This window comes from Parabacteroides sp. merdae-related_45_40 (genome assembly GCF_001915675.1).
On the sequence record NZ_MNQY01000029.1, the window covers coordinates 46,966 to 65,597 of the forward strand.

15 protein-coding genes and 2 tRNA genes are annotated in these 18,632 nt (G+C 44.2%); 14 read left to right on the forward strand and 3 right to left on the reverse strand.

The genetic code is table 11. The annotated features are described in order from the left end of the window. Positions 1–405: 405 nt before the first annotated feature. From BHV83_RS00780 to BHV83_RS00790, 3 genes are read left to right on the forward strand one after another with little or no spacing between them, the layout of a single operon-like run. Positions 406–2,340 (forward strand): glycogen debranching enzyme N-terminal domain-containing protein, encoded by a 1,935-nt coding sequence (locus BHV83_RS00780; RefSeq protein ID WP_286755408.1) that lies wholly within the window; start codon positions 406–408, stop codon positions 2,338–2,340. Between the two features lie 14 nt (positions 2,341–2,354). Continuing rightward, complete coding sequence (locus BHV83_RS00785; RefSeq protein ID WP_286755410.1) at positions 2,355–3,623, forward strand: glycosyltransferase; 1,269 nt, start codon at positions 2,355–2,357, stop codon at positions 3,621–3,623. A gap of 35 nt (positions 3,624–3,658) precedes the next feature. Then, positions 3,659–4,951, forward strand: coding sequence for a glycoside hydrolase family 57 protein (locus tag BHV83_RS00790; RefSeq protein WP_005861616.1), 1,293 nt, complete (start codon positions 3,659–3,661; stop codon positions 4,949–4,951). 136 nt (positions 4,952–5,087) lie between these two features. Here BHV83_RS00790 and BHV83_RS00795 read toward each other — a convergent pair whose 3' ends face one another. Both BHV83_RS00795 and BHV83_RS00800 read right to left on the reverse strand, forming a co-directional pair. Continuing rightward, complete coding sequence (locus tag BHV83_RS00795; RefSeq protein WP_121961625.1) at positions 5,088–6,464, reverse strand: DUF4270 domain-containing protein; 1,377 nt, start codon at positions 6,462–6,464, stop codon at positions 5,088–5,090. 11 nt (positions 6,465–6,475) lie between these two features. Further along, the gene (locus BHV83_RS00800) at positions 6,476–7,300 is read right to left on the reverse strand and encodes a glycogen/starch synthase (RefSeq protein WP_005865855.1); all 825 of its coding nucleotides are present in this window, start codon (positions 7,298–7,300) and stop codon (positions 6,476–6,478) included. A 100-nt stretch (positions 7,301–7,400) separates the two neighbouring features. Here BHV83_RS00800 and panC point away from each other — a divergent pair, with 100 nt between their 5' ends. The 9 genes from panC to BHV83_RS00845 all read left to right on the forward strand — a co-directional run bounded on the left by panC (position 7,401) and on the right by BHV83_RS00845 (position 15,293). Next, on the forward strand, positions 7,401–8,240 hold the full coding sequence (panC, locus tag BHV83_RS00805) for a pantoate--beta-alanine ligase (protein WP_005861622.1): 840 nt from the start codon (positions 7,401–7,403) through the stop codon (positions 8,238–8,240). A 13-nt stretch (positions 8,241–8,253) separates the two neighbouring features. Further along, complete coding sequence (panD, locus tag BHV83_RS00810) at positions 8,254–8,604, forward strand: aspartate 1-decarboxylase (protein ID WP_005861624.1); 351 nt, start codon at positions 8,254–8,256, stop codon at positions 8,602–8,604. Between the two features lie 98 nt (positions 8,605–8,702). Further along, positions 8,703–10,025: an MATE family efflux transporter gene (locus BHV83_RS00815; protein WP_008774105.1), complete on the forward strand. Its 1,323-nt coding sequence runs from the start codon at positions 8,703–8,705 to the stop codon at positions 10,023–10,025. Positions 10,026–10,168: 143 nt separating this feature from the next. After that, positions 10,169–10,606, forward strand: a complete 438-nt coding sequence (locus tag BHV83_RS00820) for a Fur family transcriptional regulator (protein ID WP_008774104.1) — start codon at positions 10,169–10,171, stop codon at positions 10,604–10,606. Between the two features lie 80 nt (positions 10,607–10,686). Continuing rightward, positions 10,687–12,597 (forward strand): heavy metal translocating P-type ATPase, encoded by a 1,911-nt coding sequence (locus BHV83_RS00825; protein ID WP_286755421.1) that lies wholly within the window; start codon positions 10,687–10,689, stop codon positions 12,595–12,597. Between the two features lie 101 nt (positions 12,598–12,698). Continuing rightward, complete coding sequence (gene ffh / locus BHV83_RS00830) at positions 12,699–14,036, forward strand: signal recognition particle protein (RefSeq protein ID WP_005861632.1); 1,338 nt, start codon at positions 12,699–12,701, stop codon at positions 14,034–14,036. 22 nt (positions 14,037–14,058) lie between these two features. Further along, on the forward strand, positions 14,059–14,955 hold the full coding sequence (folD, locus tag BHV83_RS00835) for a bifunctional methylenetetrahydrofolate dehydrogenase/methenyltetrahydrofolate cyclohydrolase FolD (protein ID WP_005865864.1): 897 nt from the start codon (positions 14,059–14,061) through the stop codon (positions 14,953–14,955). Between the two features lie 98 nt (positions 14,956–15,053). Continuing rightward, positions 15,054–15,127: transfer RNA gene (locus BHV83_RS00840), tRNA-His, on the forward strand. A gap of 92 nt (positions 15,128–15,219) precedes the next feature. Beyond that, positions 15,220–15,293, forward strand: a tRNA-His gene (locus BHV83_RS00845). A 141-nt stretch (positions 15,294–15,434) separates the two neighbouring features. Here the strand turns inward: BHV83_RS00845 and BHV83_RS00850 are convergent. Further along, positions 15,435–16,982 carry a M28 family metallopeptidase gene (locus tag BHV83_RS00850; protein WP_005865866.1) on the reverse strand — a complete coding sequence of 516 codons (1,548 nt, stop codon included), beginning with the start codon at positions 16,980–16,982 and terminating at the stop codon, positions 15,435–15,437. A 128-nt stretch (positions 16,983–17,110) separates the two neighbouring features. Here BHV83_RS00850 and BHV83_RS00855 point away from each other — a divergent pair, with 128 nt between their 5' ends. Together BHV83_RS00855 and BHV83_RS00860 are read left to right on the forward strand one after the other, a co-directional pair. Further along, complete coding sequence (locus BHV83_RS00855; RefSeq protein ID WP_005861714.1) at positions 17,111–17,470, forward strand: DUF8478 family putative metalloprotein; 360 nt, start codon at positions 17,111–17,113, stop codon at positions 17,468–17,470. Positions 17,471–17,518: 48 nt separating this feature from the next. Then, positions 17,519–18,628 carry an efflux RND transporter periplasmic adaptor subunit gene (locus BHV83_RS00860; RefSeq protein ID WP_122114961.1) on the forward strand — a complete coding sequence of 370 codons (1,110 nt, stop codon included), beginning with the start codon at positions 17,519–17,521 and terminating at the stop codon, positions 18,626–18,628. The last annotated feature ends 4 nt before the right edge of the window (positions 18,629–18,632 follow it).

Genomic DNA, 18,632 nt, shown 5'->3' on the forward strand with positions numbered 1-18,632 from the left:
TTAAAAATTGTTTGTAAATTTCCGCAAAGGTAGGCATTTTAATCACAGGAACATTATAGGCATCTGTTTTTATATTCAGATTGATTTAAAATGAAAAATAGAACATTTCCTATGACTAAACCGAGGCTTGTTTTCGGGGGGCTGTACCTTGATTTTGAGCTTTGATGAATATGATAATAGGATTGATTTAACAAAAATTTATATGTTTGAAAACACTCCTTTAGAGCACCTTTCTTTTTAAAGTCTTGATCTATAAGTTTATCGTAGAAGAAGGATGCCTTTTTTTCTAAATAAATATAAAAGACAGTTTGTTTTTTTAGTTATTAAATAATACTTTTGATTCTCAGAAACGAAAATAATTTCATTTTGATATTAAAGAAAGTAACTTAAAACCCAAATACACATATGAGTTATCTTAAATTTGACAAAACAGTAATGATAAACCTGGAAGAGTCGCTGACTCGTGAGGTGCTTCGAACCAACCGTTTGGGAGCCTATCACTGCACTACTGTTGTTGATTGTAATACCAGGAAATACCACGGACTACTCGTTATGCCTGTGCCTGCGATTGATGATGACAACCATGTGTTACTGTCTTCTTTTGATGAGACGGTAATTCAACATGGTGCCGAATTTAATCTTGGGTTGCATAAATATGCAGGCGATAATTTCAGCCCCAAGGGACATAAGTACATCCGCGAGTATAGCTCAGAGACAGTACCTCGTACGCTTTACCGCGTAGGAGGTGTGATCTTCTCGAAAGAGAAAGTGTTTTCCATGTACGAGAATCGTATCATGATTAAGTACACGTTGGAAGATGCTCATTCCGCTACGACCTTACGTTTCCGTCCTTTCCTCGCTTTCCGTAGCGTGAAGAACTTAACGCAAGCCAATGGTAACGTGAACCAATCTTACGAGGAAGTCACAAACGGAATCAAGACATGTATGTATCCCGGTTATCCGGAACTGTATATGCAATTTAACAAGAAAGTTAAATTTGTGTATGAGCCGTATTGGTACAATGGCATCGAGTATCCGAAAGAACAAGAGAGGGGATATCCTTATCAGGAGGATTTGTATGTTCCCGGATATTTCGAGGTCCCTATCAAAAAAGGTGAGACTATTATTTTCAGCGCTGGCGATAGTGCAGTGGCAACTACCCGCTTGAAGGCACTGTATGAGAATGAGGTCGTAGCTCGTACGCCTCGTACTAGCTTCTTCAATTGCTTGAAGAATTCCGCTCAGCAATTTTATTTTCGTCCCAAGGAAGACGACGCTTATCTATTAGCGGGCTATCCATGGTTTAAAGTACGTGCGAGAGATTTGTTCGTAGCTCTTCCGGGTAGTACGTTGTCTATCGATGATCCGGTTCGTTTTGAGAAGATCATGCATACGGCGATGCCGGCGATGCGGGCGTATATGGAGAATGGGCGTTTCGATGCGGTGATTCGTGAGATCGAGCATCCGGATGTCTTTTTATGGGCGATCTGGGCGATCCAACAGTATGCTAAACATGAGGGCGTTGAAAAGGCACGTGAGCTATACGGCGATTTCGTGAAAGAAGTTATCGATTATATACGGGACCAGAAACATCCCGATATGAAATTGATGGAGAATGGTTTACTTTTCGCTAATGGAAAAGATAAGGCGATTACTTGGATGAATTCTACCGTAAACGGAAAACCTGTCGTAACTCGTTCCGGTTATATAGTGGAATTTAACGCTCTTTGGTATAATGCTCTTTGTTTCTATACGGAATTGATGGGGGGAGTACCTGTCGAGGGTATTGATCCGATTATCAAGTCGATGGATAAATCGTTCCCGGAAACCTTTGTGAACGGGTATAATTATTTGTTCGATTCCGTGAATGGTTCTACGGTAGATTGGAGCGTACGGCCTAATATGATTTTCGCTGTGGCATTGCCTTATTCCCCATTGACGAGGATGCAGAAACGTGCCGTGGTGGATATCGTGACGAAAGAGTTGCTTACCCCGAAGGGTTTGCGTTCCTTGAGTCCGAAGAGCGAAGGATATCGCCCGTATTATGTAGGGCCGCAATATGAACGTGATTTGGCTTATCACCAAGGTACTGCTTGGCCGTGGTTGTTAGGCACCTATTTGGAAGCTTATTTGCGTGTATTCGGAAAGAGTGGCGTTGCTTTTGCTGAACGTATGTTGATAAGCTTGGAGGAGGAGATGTCATTACACTGTATCGGGACGATCCCGGAATTGTTTGATGGTAACCCACCGTTTACCGGACGTGGAGCTGTCTCTTTTGCGATGAATGTTGCGGCTATCCTCCGTGTTGTGGATTTGTTGAAGAAGTATAACGCCGAATAAAACTAAGTACCATTATGAAAGCATTAATGTTTGGATGGGAATTTCCTCCTCATATCTTGGGCGGTTTAGGAACGGCCAGTTTCGGTTTGACACGAGGCATGGCAATGCAGCCCGATATGGATATTACTTTTTGTATACCGAAGCCCTGGGGCGATGAAGACCAGAGCTTTCTAAAGATAGTGGGTGTCAACCAAGTTCCGATTGTTTGGAAGGATGTTGACCGTGAATATGTGCAGCAACGGGTTTCCAAAGCGGGAATGAACGCTGATCAGTATTATAAGTATCGGGATCATATTTATGCGGATTTCAGTTATCGCCATGTGAATGATTTAGGTTGCCTTGAGCTCTCCGGACGTTATCCGGATAACTTGCTGGAAGAGATTAATAACTATTCGATCGTAGCGGGCGTGATCGCTCGTACGGAAGAGTATGATATCATCCATGCGCACGACTGGTTAACTTATCCGGCGGGTATTCACGCTAAAAATGTGAGTGGTAAGCCTTTGGTCATCCATGTTCATGCTACGGATTACGATCGTAGTCGCGGTAATGTGAATCCGGATGTCTATGCGATTGAGAAGAATGGTATGGACAATGCAGACCATATCATAACGGTGAGTAATTTGACTCGTCAGACGGTGATCGAGAAATATCATCAAGATCCCGCTAAAGTAACGACCGTACATAATGCCGTAGAGCCTTTAAGTCCTGAGATTTTAGCGATCCCAGATAAAAAGGGTGTAAAGGATAAGGTTATTACATTCTTAGGTCGTATCACGATGCAGAAAGGGCCGGAATATTTCGTTGAGGCTGCCGCAAAGGTTTTGGCTAAGGCTCCTTATGCACGTTTCGTGATGGCTGGTAGTGGTGATATGATGGATCAAATGATTCGTTTGGCCGCAGCACGTAATATTTCAGATCGTTTCCACTTTACCGGATTTATGAAGGGCAAGCAGGTCTATGAGGTGTTGAAAGCCAGTGACGTATATGTGATGCCTTCGGTTTCTGAGCCTTTTGGTATCTCTCCGTTGGAAGCCATGCAATGTGGTGTACCCTCTATCATTTCTAAACAATCCGGTTGCGCCGAGATCTTGGATTATGCGATTAAGGTGGATTATTGGGATATTGAGGCGTTAGCGGATGCCATGTATTCTATTATTACTTATCCTGCCATGCATGAGTTCTTGAAAGTGGAAGGTAAGAAAGAGGTGGATAATATCAAATGGGAATATGCCGGACAAAAGGTTCGTCGTATTTACGACAATGTGATAGGTAACAAATAAATTAACGACAAGACAAAAATAAAACAAACAATATTATGAAAACGATCTGCTTTTATTTTCAAATACATCAGCCGTTCCGTTTAAAAAGATATCGCTTCTTCGATATAGGTAACGACCATTACTATTACGATGATTTCCAGAATGAGGAGATTATCCATCGTATAGCTGAACAATGTTACTTGCCGGCAAACCGGACTATTTTGGAGATGATTAAGACCAGTGGTGGTAAGTTTAAGGTAGCGTTCTCTATTTCCGGCGTAGCGTTGGAGCAGATGGAGATTTATACTCCGGAAGTGATCGATAGCTTTAAGGAATTGGCGGCTACGGGGAATGTGGAATTCTTGTCTGAGACTTATGCTCATTCTCTTTCTTCCTTGGGAGATCCGGAGGAGTTCAAGCATCAAGTAAAGAAACAAGAAGATAAGATCAAGACTTTATTCGGGGTTAAACCGAAAGTGTTCCGTAATACGGAGTTGATTTACTCGGATGATATTTCCGCTATGGTTTCTGAGATGGGCTATAAGGGGATGTTGACGGAGGGTGCTAAGCATATCTTAGGTTGGAAGAGTCCGAACTATATGTATTCTTCTTGCGTAGCTCCGAAGTTGAGTTTATTATTGAAGAATGACCGTTTCAGCGAGGATTTATCGAACCGTTTCAGTGATTATAGTTGGAATGAGTATCCTTTGACAGCCGATAAGTATATGTCATGGATCGCTGCTACTCCGGATTCAGAGCAAATCATTAATTTGTTTATGAATTATGAGGTGCTGGGATCTTTGCATCCAGCTTCAACCGGTATTTTTGAGTTCTTCAAGGCTTTGCCTCGCTTTGCCGCAGATAAGGGTATTAGTTTCTCTACTCCATCGGAAGTATTTACATTGATCAAGCCGGTAGATTCTATCTCCGTTCCTTATCCGATCTCTTGGGTAGATGAGGAGAGAGATTGTAGTTCTTGGTTAGGAAATGTATTGCAGCAGGAAGCATTCCGTAAGATTAACGAGATCGGTGAGCGTGTTCGTTTGTCTCAGACTCGTCGTATCCGTCAGGACTGGTACTATCTGCAGAGCAGTGACCATTTCTATTATATGAGTACAAAGCATATGGGACAGGGAGGCTTTAGCCCTTACGATAATCCGTATGACGCATTTAATAACTATATGAATGTTCTTTCCGATTTCATTGTTCGTGTGAATGCGGAATTCCCGGAAAACATAGAGAATGAGGAATTGAATTCATTGCTTTCTACGATTAAGAATCAAGGAGAGGAGATCGAGAGTCTACAGAAAGAATTAGATAAATTAAAAAAGAAGGCGGCGAAGAAATAAGTCGTTAATTGATTTGACTAGACTATTTTTGGAGAGTGACGGGTCCTTTAGGGGGCCCGTTATTTTTTGCTTTGGAACAGTGCATAAAAAAAGCGAGATGTTCTTCTTCTCGCTTTTTTTGTATGAATACTTTTTATTATCTGGCATATTTACATGAAGTGATACCGATTTTCATTACTTCTTCATCTTTCCGTATTTTTACTCCTGAAGGGGCCAAATAGTTCGTGATTGCGGTTGTGATTGTTTGTACGCTACCATAATTGTTACTTTGGGTATAAGTCCAATCAACCGGTATGATAAGTAACGCCATATCTTTATCCGGATCTTTCTCTATCTGATATTTCAATAAATTGGCGAGATTCGGGAAAGAGTAAGTGCGAGTCGTCTCATTGTAAGCTTCCGATAAAAACGAGGTTACATTATTGTTTATCTGGTTGCCCTCAAAGAAACTTTTTACCGAATCCTCTGGCAATATTAATAGATAAGGAGGAGGAGCCAATGCATATTGCCAATCTTCTTGCGGCATCGCTTTTAACTCGAGTGGTAAATTATTCACGATACGCTCTTTCATGATCGGAGTGATTTCCTTTGTCGGAAGAACAATGCGTGTACAAACGCCGGCAGGAGTCTTAAAGAATGCATAGCTGTCGTTCGGTTGTAGCAATTGACTCATATCCGTATTTTTGAAACGACTTAGCTGAATAACCTCTTTAGTGACGGAGAAAGCTTCCCACGTGGTTATTAAAGAGTCTTTTCCTGCTGTGCTTTTAACCGCATAATTATAATATATCTTAAGGACAGAGCTAGCCACGGACAATATATTACCACTACCGAAGGTAGTTGTTACATAAAGCCCCGGGAAAAACTCATTGAAAGTTTCTTGATTCTTGAATGTACCCGGATTATTAATCGTTTCATCATAAAATTTTTGTCCGAACTCAGTAGGCATTTTAATGCTTACATGAGGGCTGTAACCATCAGAGTTTCTAAGGGAGTCGGATATACTTGTGTTATAAGCTGTATAAGCTTGAGCACCCATTGACTCTTGCATATTGCAATATTGCTTAGGGTCAATATTTGTATAAAAATTCTTTTGTAATGGACTTGTAATTTTAAAGATCTCCGCACGCATAGGCGCCAAGGAGTCTCCTACCCATACACCGTTTCTATTGGAACCATTATAATATATATTGAATTCCACCGAATCAATTTTTCCCTCATAAGGTGTATGCGCAAATTGAAAATCACTCGGACAATAGAATTGGCACATATAATCCGATACAAGGTTACCATACAGCGGATCGTAGAGTTCACCCAACTGGGCGCTAGTAGACCTTGCGTAAATAGAATCTAATTGCACCGTAGTGGCTTGTATCTGGAACGTGTCCATATATACCGCAATTGTATCGTCGCCTGGCTGAATACTTGTTCCTATCGAACTAAAATCATCATTACACCCGGCCAAAATGCTAGCACCAAGGCCAAGTCCAAGTATTAAAAGCTTGATTTTCATTACTACATTTATTATTTCGTGTTAGAATCCAATACCACGTCGTAGAACTTATTGAACTCGTCCATATAAGTTTCCGGTGACTGATAGGGAAGGAAAGGAGTATCTTTCTTGGCAGAGATATAATCAAGGACTTCTTGATTGATCGTCTCGCTACCTTGGATTACACCATCAGCGAAATCAATCGCTAATTTGGTTAAGGCCACAAAACTTGTATCTGCCTTGATTAACTTCAAGTCAGCTTCTTTGGCTCCGTCCGCCTTCAGTTTTGTCGCGAAATCTTTGTTTAGCGGGTTCTTGAAGTCATCGTTGTAGATCGAATAAACGATTTTTGCGTTACGCAGGCACGGGTCATCGGCATACATTCTCTTGATGTAAAGAGCCGTTAACGCTGACATCCAGCCATGGCAATGGATTACATCAGGAATCCAACGCAATTTTTTTACGGTTTCCAATACTCCGCGTACATAGAAGATCGAACGATCGTCATTATCTTCATACTCATTTCCATTCTCATCGCTGACCGTGGATTTCCGTTGGAAGAAATCCTCGTTGTCAATAAAGTAAACCTGCATCCGGGCCGATTGAATGGATGCTACCTTAATGATCAGAGGATGGTCCGTGTCGTCAATAATAAGATTCATACCAGACAGACGGATAACCTCGTGCAACTGATTGCGGCGCTCGTTGATATTTCCGAATTTTGGCATGAATGTCCTGATTTCGCGACCACGCTCCTGAATTCCTTGCGGCAAATTTCTACATATTGTCGCGATCTCGGATTCGGGAAGGTAGGGAGTGATTTCTTGGGCTATAAACAAGATTTTTTTTGCATCCATTCTGTAAACTAGTTTTATAAAGACGCTACAAAGATACGAAAAATCTTTTATTTACGGTAATTATTTAGTTGCTTTGCACCGTCAATTAAGCATCTATCTGATGAAAATAGTAAATAGTATTAAAGATTTGAAGGCTTATCTTGCTGAGGCAAAGCAGGATAATAAGAAAATTGGCTTTGTTCCTACCATGGGAGCACTGCATAATGGACATCTTAGCTTGGTACAACATTGCGTGAAAAACAATGATGTATGTGTAGTCAGTGTTTTTGTAAATCCAACCCAATTTAATGACAAACACGACTTGGAAACGTATCCCCGTACGTTGGAGGCTGATTGTGTGTTATTAGAATCTGCCGGCTGTGACTATGTATTCGCTCCCTCTGTAGAAGAGATGTATCCGGAGCCAGATACCCGTACGTTTGATTTGGGAACGGTATCTGAGGTAATGGAAGGCGCTAAGCGTCCGGGGCATTTTAACGGTGTAGCGCAGGTGGTAAGTAAATTGTTCTATATCGTGGAGCCGGATAACGCTTATTTCGGAGAAAAGGACTTCCAGCAGATCGCTGTGATCCGGGCGATGGTGAAACAATTGAATATCCCTGTAACGATCAATGCTTGTCCGATCGTTCGTGAAGGCGATGGCTTGGCCTTGAGTAGCCGGAATACCCGTTTGACACCGGAACAACGTCAAAAAGCTCCGTTAATTGCTCGTACGTTAAAAGAAAGTACTACCTTTGTGCCCGGAAAAAGCGTACAAGAAGTGATTGACTATGTTGTCAATACGATTAATAGCGATCCTGTCATGGAAGTTGAGTACTACGAGATCGTAGATGGCAATACGTTAGAGTCTATCAAGAACTGGTCGGATACCGATTATCCGGTAGGTTGCATCACGGTATATTGCGGAGAGGTACGTTTGATCGACAATATCAAATACTAATTATAAGTCATACATGTTTATAGAGGTAGTAAAGTCAAAAATTCACCGGGTAACGGTAACGGAAGCTAACTTAAACTATATCGGTAGCATCACTATCGACGAGGATTTGTTGGACGCCGCTAATTTGATCGCGAACGAGAAGGTCTCGATCGTGAATAATAATAACGGAGAACGTTTTGAGACGTATATTATCAAGGGCGAACGTGGCTCGGGAGTGGTTTGCTTGAACGGAGCGGCTGCCCGTAAGGCTCAACCCGGAGATATTATTATCGTTATGTCGTATGCCATGATGGATTTCGAGGAGGCGAAAACATTCAAGCCTTCCGTGGTATTTCCCGATACGGCGACAAATAAGTTGATATAGCAGACGCTAGGCTTTGTAGAGATCTCTAATCATAAGAAAAGCTCGTCGGGATGCGGCGGGCTTTTTTTATCTTCATAAATTTAAGTAATAAGCGAGTTATGTACACGAACAGGAATATATGGAATGTTAGCTACCCGATCTTTTTGAGCTTGTTGGCGCAAAACGTGATAAACGTGACTGATACGGCTTTTCTAGGTAGGGTTGGTGAAGTCGAGTTGGGGGCTTCCGCTATGGGAGGACTTTATTATATCTGCGCTTTTACGATTGCCTTCGGTTTTAGTACGGGATCTCAAATCGTGATTGGCCGTAGAAATGGAGAGGGACGTTATGACCAGATAGGGCCTGTCATGATACAAGGCGTTTTCTTCCTATTGTCGCTGGCTGCTATATTGTTCTTGTTTTCTCGTTTTTTCGCGGGAGACGTGATGCGTGTATTGATTTCTTCGGACGCTATCTTGAATGCCACGGAGGAATTTTTGGATTGGCGTGTGTTTGGCTTCTTCTTCTCTTTCGTGAACGTGATGTTCCGGGCTCTTTTTATTGGTATTACTCGTACAAAGGTGTTGACATTGAACGCTGTCTTGATGGCAATGACGAATGTCTTACTGGATTATCTTTTGATTTTCGGACATGCCGGATTTCCAAAGATGGGTATTCAAGGGGCGGCTATCGCTTCCGTCATAGCCGAGGCGGTATCGATTCTCTTTTTCGTGGTTTACACGAGACTTACCGTAGATATACGTAAATATGCGCTTAACCAGATTCGTTCTTTCGATTTTGGCTTGTTGAAACGGGTGCTGGATATTTCCGTGTTCACGATGCTGCAATATTTCTTGTCTATCGCTACTTGGTTTATGTTCTTTATCGCTGTGGAGCATTTGGGGCAACGGGAGTTGGCGGTGGCGAATATCGTACGTAGTATTTACGTCGTGATGTTGATTCCCGTTAATTCCTTGGCGACCACGACAAACACGTTCGTGAGTAATAGTATCGGGGCGGGAGCGATCAATCAAGTTATACCGACTATCTGGAAGATCTGTAAGTTATCGTTGGGCATTATGGTCGTGTTTGCCGCTATTGTCAGTTTGATGCCGGGATGGGTCGTGTCTGTTTATACGAATGACGCTTCATTAGTGGCGGCCTCGGTTCCATCCGTCTACGTGATTGTCGGTTCTTTATTGATCGGATCGGTAGCTAATGTGGCGTTCAACGGGGTGTCGGGTACGGGAAATACACGTTCTGCGCTTTTTATGGAAGCGGCGGTATTGATTCTGTATGTGCTTTTTGTATATGTCGCAGGGATGCGTTTGCGTTTGCCGGTAGCCGTATGCTTCTTGACAGAGGCTATTTACTATAGTGGATTGCTCGTCGCTAGCGTAATCTATTTAAAGAAAGCCTCTTGGCAAAATAAAAGAATATAAGTATATGAGGGGGAAAAAACACGTACGTCTTTTTTCGAAAACACGTACGTGAATTCTGAAAAACATGTACGTGTTTTTTTGAACTGTGAATATTGGGAAATTGTTCGTATTTTTGTATTGTAATCAAATAAGAAAGGTAACTCATGTCCACGAAGCAATGTGAAGATATGTTGGTAGGAAAAGGAGTACGGCCTACTGCCGCACGGATCCTTGTCTTGCAAAAATTATCAGAACGAACCAGCCCGGCTTCCCTGTTCGAATTGGAGGCGGAGTTGGAGACGTTGGATAAATCGACCATTTCCCGTTCATTGGCCTTGTTATTGGAACATCATGCGATCCATTCTTTCGAAGATGGTAGTGGCTCTATAAAATATGAGATATGCCAGAGCCGTTCGGAGACATGCCCAGTGGGTGATAGGCATATTCATTTTTTCTGCGAGGTATGCCGTAAAACCTCTTGTTTGAATAATATCAAGATCCCGGTCGCTCAATTGCCGGAAGGATATATAATGGATACCATTAATTATACGGTAAAGGGTGTTTGCCCATTGTGTAATAAGCGACGTTCCCAGAAACCCTGATAATTTGCAATCAAGTTGCAACTCCCTTCTCTTACCTTTGTACCGTAATCAAGAAGTAAATAATTAAAATAGATAAGATTATGAGTACAACATGTGGATGCGAACATTGCCATTCGCACGGAAGTTCCGGTTTATGGATGCCGACGGTTTCTTTCGTTTTGTTGGTGATAGGACTTATCGGGAAGTACTCGGGGATAAGTTGGTTTGCTGAGTCTTGGATAGAGGCCATTTGGTTTCTGGTCGCTTTTTTGCCGGTAGGACTTCCTGTTATGCGAGAAGCTTGGGAAGCTGCTTTGCGGAAAGACTTTTTTAGTGAGTTCTCGTTAATGGCGATCGCCTCGATCGGGGCGTTTTGTATTGGGGAGTATCCCGAGGCCGTAGCCGTGATGCTTTTCTATACGGTAGGAGAGAGGTTGCAACTTCTAGCCGTGAATAAAGCCTCGAAGAATATCAGTGACTTATTAGATGTCCGGCCGGAACGAACGGATGTATGGCGGACGGGTACATATATGAATGTATCTCCGAAGGATGTGAAAGTAGGCGAGCGGATCGAGGTGAAGCCCGGCGGACGTGTGCCTTTGGATGGCGTTTTATTGGAAGCCGAGGTACAGTTCGATACCTCGGCATTAACCGGGGAAAGTATGCCTCGTTCTATCCGTGAGGGTGAGGAGGTGCTTGCCGGAATGATCGTGCAGGGGCAGGCGGTACGTATACAAGTGAATCGGCCGTACGAGCAAAGTGCCTTGGCCCGTATTTTGGCTTTGGTGAAAGATGCCTCGGAGCGGAAAGCGCCGGCGGAATTGTTTATTCGGCGTTTCGCACGGATTTATACCCCAATCGTGATTCTTCTGTCGTTTCTAATCGTGTCGGTTCCTGCTTTGGTAGGGATGGTGACGCCTTCTTTCCAGTATGTTTTCTCGGATTGGTTATATAGGGGATTGGTTTTCTTGGTTATTTCTTGTCCTTGTGCCTTGGTTATAAGTGTTCCGCTCGGATATTTCGGTGGTATAGGCGCCGCTTCTCGTGCCGGGATATTATTTAAGGGTGGTAATTATTTAGATGCGATCACACGGGTAAATACGGTAGCGTTCGATAAGACCGGTACATTGACTACCGGGTGTTTTGAGGTCACAACGGTGGAAAGCACGGGTATCCCGGCTTCTGATCTTTTGAGTGTTTTGTTATCAGTAGAGCGGAAAAGTACCCATCCGGTAGCGCAGGCTGTAGTTCGCTATGCGGAAAAACAAGATAGCGTGCCGATGGAAATCACTGACATGCGGGAATTGGCAGGGCATGGTGCCGAGGCTATCGTGAACGGTCGGCAGGTGCTTGTCGGTAACATCCGTTTATTGGCCGAACGTGATATTCCTGTCCCGAAGGAATTATCCGATAGTGTTTCTACCGTGGTGGTTTGTGCGATCGATGGGAAATATGCGGGGCATCTTCTCCTTTCGGATACCTTGAAGAAGGATGCCGTGGATGCGATTCGTCGGTTAAAGGATCTGGATGTTAAAGATATTTGCTTGTTGTCCGGGGATAAGCAAGAGATCGTGAATCAATTCGCTGAGCGTTTGGGTGTCGATAAAGCGTATGGTAATCTGCTGCCGGAGGATAAAGCCGCTTATATAGAGCGATTAACGGCGGAGCCGGATAAGTCGGTTGCCTTTGTGGGCGATGGGATGAACGATGCGCCGGTACTGGCTTTAAGTGATGTCGGTATTGCGATGGGTGGATTGGGATCGGATGCGGCCATCGAGAGCGCGGACGTGGTTATCCAAACGGACCAGCCCTCTAAAGTAGCGGAAGCTATTTCTATCGGACGTGCTACCCGGAATATCGTCCGTCAGAATATCGTGGGATCTATTGGCGTGAAGGTGATAGTCCTTGTGGCGGGAGCCTTCGGTTTTGCCACGCTTTGGGAAGCTGTTTTCGCGGATGTAGGCGTATCTTTGCTGGCGGTTCTTAATTCGATCCGTATACTAAAACGTTGAGAAGTGAAGAATTTCGAGATCGCTTTCATCGCATACTCATCTCTTTTTCGTACCTTTGCCCCTTAATCCAGTAGAAAATAATATAAATACACATACGAATTATGTTTGAGAACTTAAGCGAAAGGTTAGACAGATCGTTTAAACTGTTGAAGGGCGAAGGCAAGATTACCGAGATCAATGTGGCGGAAACATTGAAGGATGTGCGTAAAGCGTTGTTGGATGCCGACGTCAATTATAAGGTTGCCAAGAGTTTTACGGATACGGTAAAAGAGAAGGCTTTAGGACAGAACGTGCTTACATCGGTTAAGCCTAGTCAGTTGATGGTTAAGATTGTTCACGATGAGTTGGCCAGCTTGATGGGAGGTACGGCAGTCGACGTGAATTTGCAGGGAAATCCCGCCATTATATTGATGTCCGGTTTGCAAGGTTCGGGTAAGACTACTTTCACTGGTAAACTAGCGTCTTTATTAAAGACCAAGAAAAATAAGAAACCATTATTAGCCGCTTGCGACGTGTATCGTCCGGCAGCTATCGAGCAGTTGCGTGTAGTCGGAGAGCAGGTAGGTGTTCCGGTATACATGGAATTGGAGAATAAGAATCCGGTGGAGATCGCTATGAACGCTATCCGCGAGGCACGGGCTAAAGGCAATGACGTCGTGATCGTGGATACCGCCGGTCGTTTGGCTATCGATGAGCAGATGATGAACGAGATCGCCGCTATCAAGAGCGCTATCCAGCCGGATGAGACCTTGTTCGTGGTAGATGCCATGACGGGTCAGGATGCCGTGAATACCGCGAGGGAATTTAATGAGCGGCTGAACTTCGACGGCGTCGTACTTACGAAGTTGGATGGTGATACCCGTGGTGGTGCCGCTTTGTCGATCCGTACGGTTGTTGATAAGCCGATTAAGTTTGTCGGTACGGGCGAGAAGATGGATGCCTTGGATATTTTCCACCCTGAACGTATGGCGGATCGAATCTTAGGCATGGGTGATATCGTGTCTTTGGTGGAACGTGCGCAAGAGCAATATGACGAGGAAGAAGCGAAACGTTTGCAGAAGAAGATCGCTAAGAACCAGTTCGATTTTAACGACTTTATCTCCCAGATCCAACAGATCAAGAAGATGGGTAACTTGAAAGAGTTGGCATCCATGATCCCGGGTGTAGGAAAGGCATTGAAAGATGTGGATATCGATGATAACGCGTTCAAGAGTATCGAGGCTATCATTTATTCGATGACTCCGGATGAGCGCAGCAACCCGGCTATCTTGAATGGCTCACGCCGTCAGCGTATCGCTAAAGGTAGCGGTACGAGCATCCAGGAGGTGAACAAGCTGATCAAGCAATTTGATGAGACCCGTAAGATGATGCGTATGCTTACTTCCGCGAAGTCGGGGAAGATGAAGCTACCTTCGATGAAGCCCTCATTCAGACGTTAATTAACAGGAGACAATCAATAATATGGAAGAACAACATTATCAATTGCTGGATGGTAAGGCCGTTTCCGCTCAGATGAAGAAGGAGATGGCTGAGGAGGTAGCCCAGATCAAGGCTGCCGGAGGTAAGATCCCTCACTTGGCCGCTATTTTGGTGGGCCATGACGGTGGTAGCGAGACTTATGTGGCTAGTAAAGTCAAGACTTGTCAGGAGATTGGTTTTAAGTCTACCTTAATTCGCTTTGAGGAGGATGTTACGGAGGAAGAATTGCTTCGTAAGGTCGATGAGTTAAATAATGATCCGGATGTGGATGGTTTTATCGTACAGCTTCCGCTTCCGAAACATATATCCGAGCAGAAGGTGATCGAGGCGATCGATTATCGTAAAGACGTGGACGGTTTCCATCCGATTAACGTGGGACGTATGTCTATCGGTTTACCTTGTTTCGTATCGGCTACGCCTGCCGGTATCTTGGAATTATTGAAACGTTATCATATCGAGACGCAAGGAAAGCATTGCGTGGTTTTGGGACGCAGCAATATTGTCGGCAAGCCGATGGCTACCTTGATGATGCAGAAATCTTATCCGGGCGATTGTACGGTGACCGTATGCCATAGCCGTTCTAAGAACTTGAAGGAGATGTGCCTGTCTGCTGATATTATTATCGTGGCTTTAGGTGTTCCTGAATTCTTGAAAGGGGATATGGTGAAGGAAGGCGCCGTGATCGTTGACGTGGGAACAACCCGTATGCCAAGCAGCGTAACCAAGAGCGGATTTAAGTTAACGGGAGATGTCTTGTTTAACGAGGTCGCTCCTAAATGTTCCTATATCACTCCGGTTCCGGGTGGCGTAGGGCCTATGACAATCATTTCTTTGATGCGTAACACATTGTTAGCGGGAAAGAAAGCGATCTATAAGTAAGTGGATGGATAAAAAAGTTCGCAAAAGGTTTGTGTAATCAGAATTTATACCTATCTTTGCGCCGTCTTAAAGGGGGAATCCTTTGAAAGGCGGATATGGTGAGAGTAGCTCAGTTGGTTAGAGCATCGGATTGTGGTTCCGAGGGTCGTGGGTTCGAGCCCCATCTTTCACCCATTGTGGTTTTTTAGATAAAAATCTTGTTATGAATAAAACAAGGTTTTATGAACCAAGGCGTCTGTGAAGAATGAAAGGTTTTTTTATATGGTGAGAGTAGCTCAGTTGGTTAGAGCATCGGATTGTGGTTCCGAGGGTCGTGGGTTCGAGCCCCATCTTTCACCCTAGAATGAGAAAAGGATATGTCTATTAGGGCATATCCTTTTTCTATTTCTTATAATGGGCATTGTAAGTCTTTTATGATGCCCATCATAAGGAGCTTACAATAGGCATTGTAAACTCCTTATAATAGCGATCGTGCTGACCTACTCTTCGGTATATAAACCTTCTCTTGATAATTGCTTATCCAGATTCGCTACACCGAGGGCTATGATAGCGGTAACCGTAGCCGTATGTTCTTGGTATTCGGGGATGTTCTTTGTGTATAAATCCCGTTCCGTATGCCAGATTTCGCCGTAATCAAAATCATATCCTTTGAAATCCTCTGTGGTGAAACCTAATGTGGGGACACCTTCGATGGCGAAAACTGATGCGTCTGTTCCCCCCATGCGTGTCGGGCGTTTACGGGGTTCACGAACTTTTACCTCGAAAGGATAGTCCGGACGGATTTTTTGGATGGGTTCGCTGATCTTCACGAAATCATCATACATGGCTTGAGGGACGGAGATACCGACAGGAGGTTCCGGGCCACCGTCACGATTGAACAAATTAGCGATTTTGGGTAATTTATCCTTATGCGCTTTCACCCAAGCTTGTGCTCCTAATAAGCCAAATTCCTCACCGGCGAATCCGATAAATAAGATCGTGCGCTTAGGCTTGGCTCCGGATTTGGCGATCATGCGAGCGGCTTCCATCATCGGTCCGATTCCAGTACCGCAATCGATGCCTCCGGTAGCCACGTCGAAAGCATCTAGGTGACCGCTGATAATAACATATTCGTCCGGGTATTTGCTGCCTTTGATAGACGCTACGACATTATGGTATTTAACCGGGCCTAATTTAAAATGATTACGAATATCGAACTCTAGTTCGAATGTACGTCTCTCTTTCACCATTTGTTCGATGATCGCGAATTGATGCTCGTCTAATTTGATATCCGGAAGTTCCGGCAGATTGTCGAAGTTCGTATTCGGGTCGTTCATCATTTTCCGGTCGTATAACGCACGGATAGGTACGGTGGAGGATTGGATAAAACCTAAAGCTCCGGCCTCGCACATTTCCTTATAATATAATCCGGGGAATTCTTTATAAGGCAACATCTCGTTTTTCTCCCCGTTTTCCCAGTTGCGGCGTCTTAGATCATTGTTTTTCTTCATGATCTCGTTGTTCTCTTTCTTGATCTCCGCACGGATGGAATCTCCCGAGGCGGAGCGGTCGATAGGCCAACCTACATTTTTCCCTGAGATAAGAACCCAAGCACCATTTAATCTTCCTTTGATTTGCTGGAACTCCTCGTCGTTACGAGGCTCCATCACCGCATGCCCACGTTGCACGCCTTTCGTTCCGGAAGTGTAGGAAGGGGTGGCGAAATGCAGGATCATTCCGTTGTCGCTCAACAAGCGTCCGAACCAAGGTCCTCGATTAAAGCCGACAGGGACGGTACCGGCCTCTTCTAATTGGACATCGAGTCCCCAACTCTTAAACTCACGCACCATCCACTCGGCGGCGTTCTCATAAGCGTCGGAACCTATTAAACGTCCGCCAAAGCGGTTTGTAAGGATATCCAGCTGATGCATCACTTGATTATCGTTCTGACCCATCTCGATGATTTTTTTTACGGCAGCGTCCTGAGCTGGTACAGGGGAGACTGTCATGCAGGCTAATGCCGCACAAACAAGTAAGATTTTTCTCATAAAGTAGTGTTTATTTCATTGATATGACTGTTTATTATTCAGTGTATGCAAATAAAGGAATAAATTTTGACTTATTGCAAATGAAATGGCAGTTTCTTTTATAACTTTGCGGAGTAAACAGATGGTGAATGAAAACAATGCGTAGCTTGAAGTGGTTAAGACCCCTCTTGGTAGTACTCTTTATGAGTTACTACGTGGGTGGCACGGCCTTTACCCATACGCATCATTTCCTAAACTATAGTATCACTCACTCTCATCCCTATCTGCCGGGAGCCGATGGCTTGCCTCATCATGAGCATAGTACGGTAGCGTTTAATACGATTGAAGAGCTGACCGAATTGTGTATGGAGTTAATTCCGTACTTACCTTTGGTTATGGCTTGGGCGCTTTTGATGGTAGTGCTCGTCTTTCTAAAGAAAGAGGTTGTCTTGCGTCTTGTGCGGCGTGGCGAATCCCGTGCGCCTCCCTCGTTTGGTATAGTAATTTGAATCAAGCATTAGAATCACTTTTTATACTAAACATTTTACGCATCTTATATGAAATCTATATTTTTACTATTGCTTCCAGCGATAGTACTATGCTCTTGCCATACCCAAAAGCAAGAGGATGAGTCTGCGCATGCCGTAACACTCAAAGGGGATATTATACATATCGGTTCCGAATCTCCTGTTTTATCCAAGTTGACAAAGGAAACGGTTAAACGGGAACCTTACCGTATGGAGTTTACCACCTCGGGGGTCGTACAGGCGATTCCTTCTAATTACGCAGAGGTGGCTTCACCGGTAAGCGGGCGAATTACGAAATCGTTCGTTCGCTTAGGGCAGAAAGTGGCCCCGGGTAGTCCGATCTTCGAGATTAGCGCTCCCGCTGTTTATGAGGCGGGGAAATCTTATTACCAAGCTCGCCAAGAGATGGAACTGGCCTTGAAAAGCTTGAATCGGGAGAAAGACTTGATGAAAAACAAGGTTGGTGTCCAAAAGGAATTGGAAGAGGCCGAGGTGAATTACGAGTTAAAGAAAAAAGACTATGAGAATATGGTAGCCGCATTGAAAGTCTTTCAGATTAATCCGGATGAAATGGCTTTGGGGCAACCATTGATCGTTCGCTCGCCTATAGCCGGTGAGGTCGTGAAAGATCGGATCGTAATCGGGCAATATATGAAAGAGGACGCCGAGCCAGTAGCTGTCATCGCCGATTTGAGCAAGGTATGGGTGGTCGCCCATGTAAAAGAGAAGGATTTGAGTTTAATACAGGCTTTGGATGAGGTGGAAATTCGGTTGGTAGCCATGCCGGATAAACCGATATCGGGAAAGATTTATCATATCAGCGAGATGCTGGACCCCGATACCCGTTCGGTGGAGGTCTTGATCGAGTGCGATAACAGTACCCGTTTGATGAAACCGGAGATGTACGGCACGGTCAAGTTGAGCGACCGTGAGGCGGAGGTAATCCGTATACCTACTTCCGCTATCTTGCAGGAAGAGGAGAATATGTACGTATTGGTGGAATTGGGGAATAACGATTATCGGAAACAAAAGATCGAGACCGGCCTTACTGAAGATGGCAAGACGGTGGTTTTATCCGGCTTGAACGTAGGTGACGAGATCGTAGCTACGGGAGCGTTTTATTTACTTGACGCACGCTAACGGA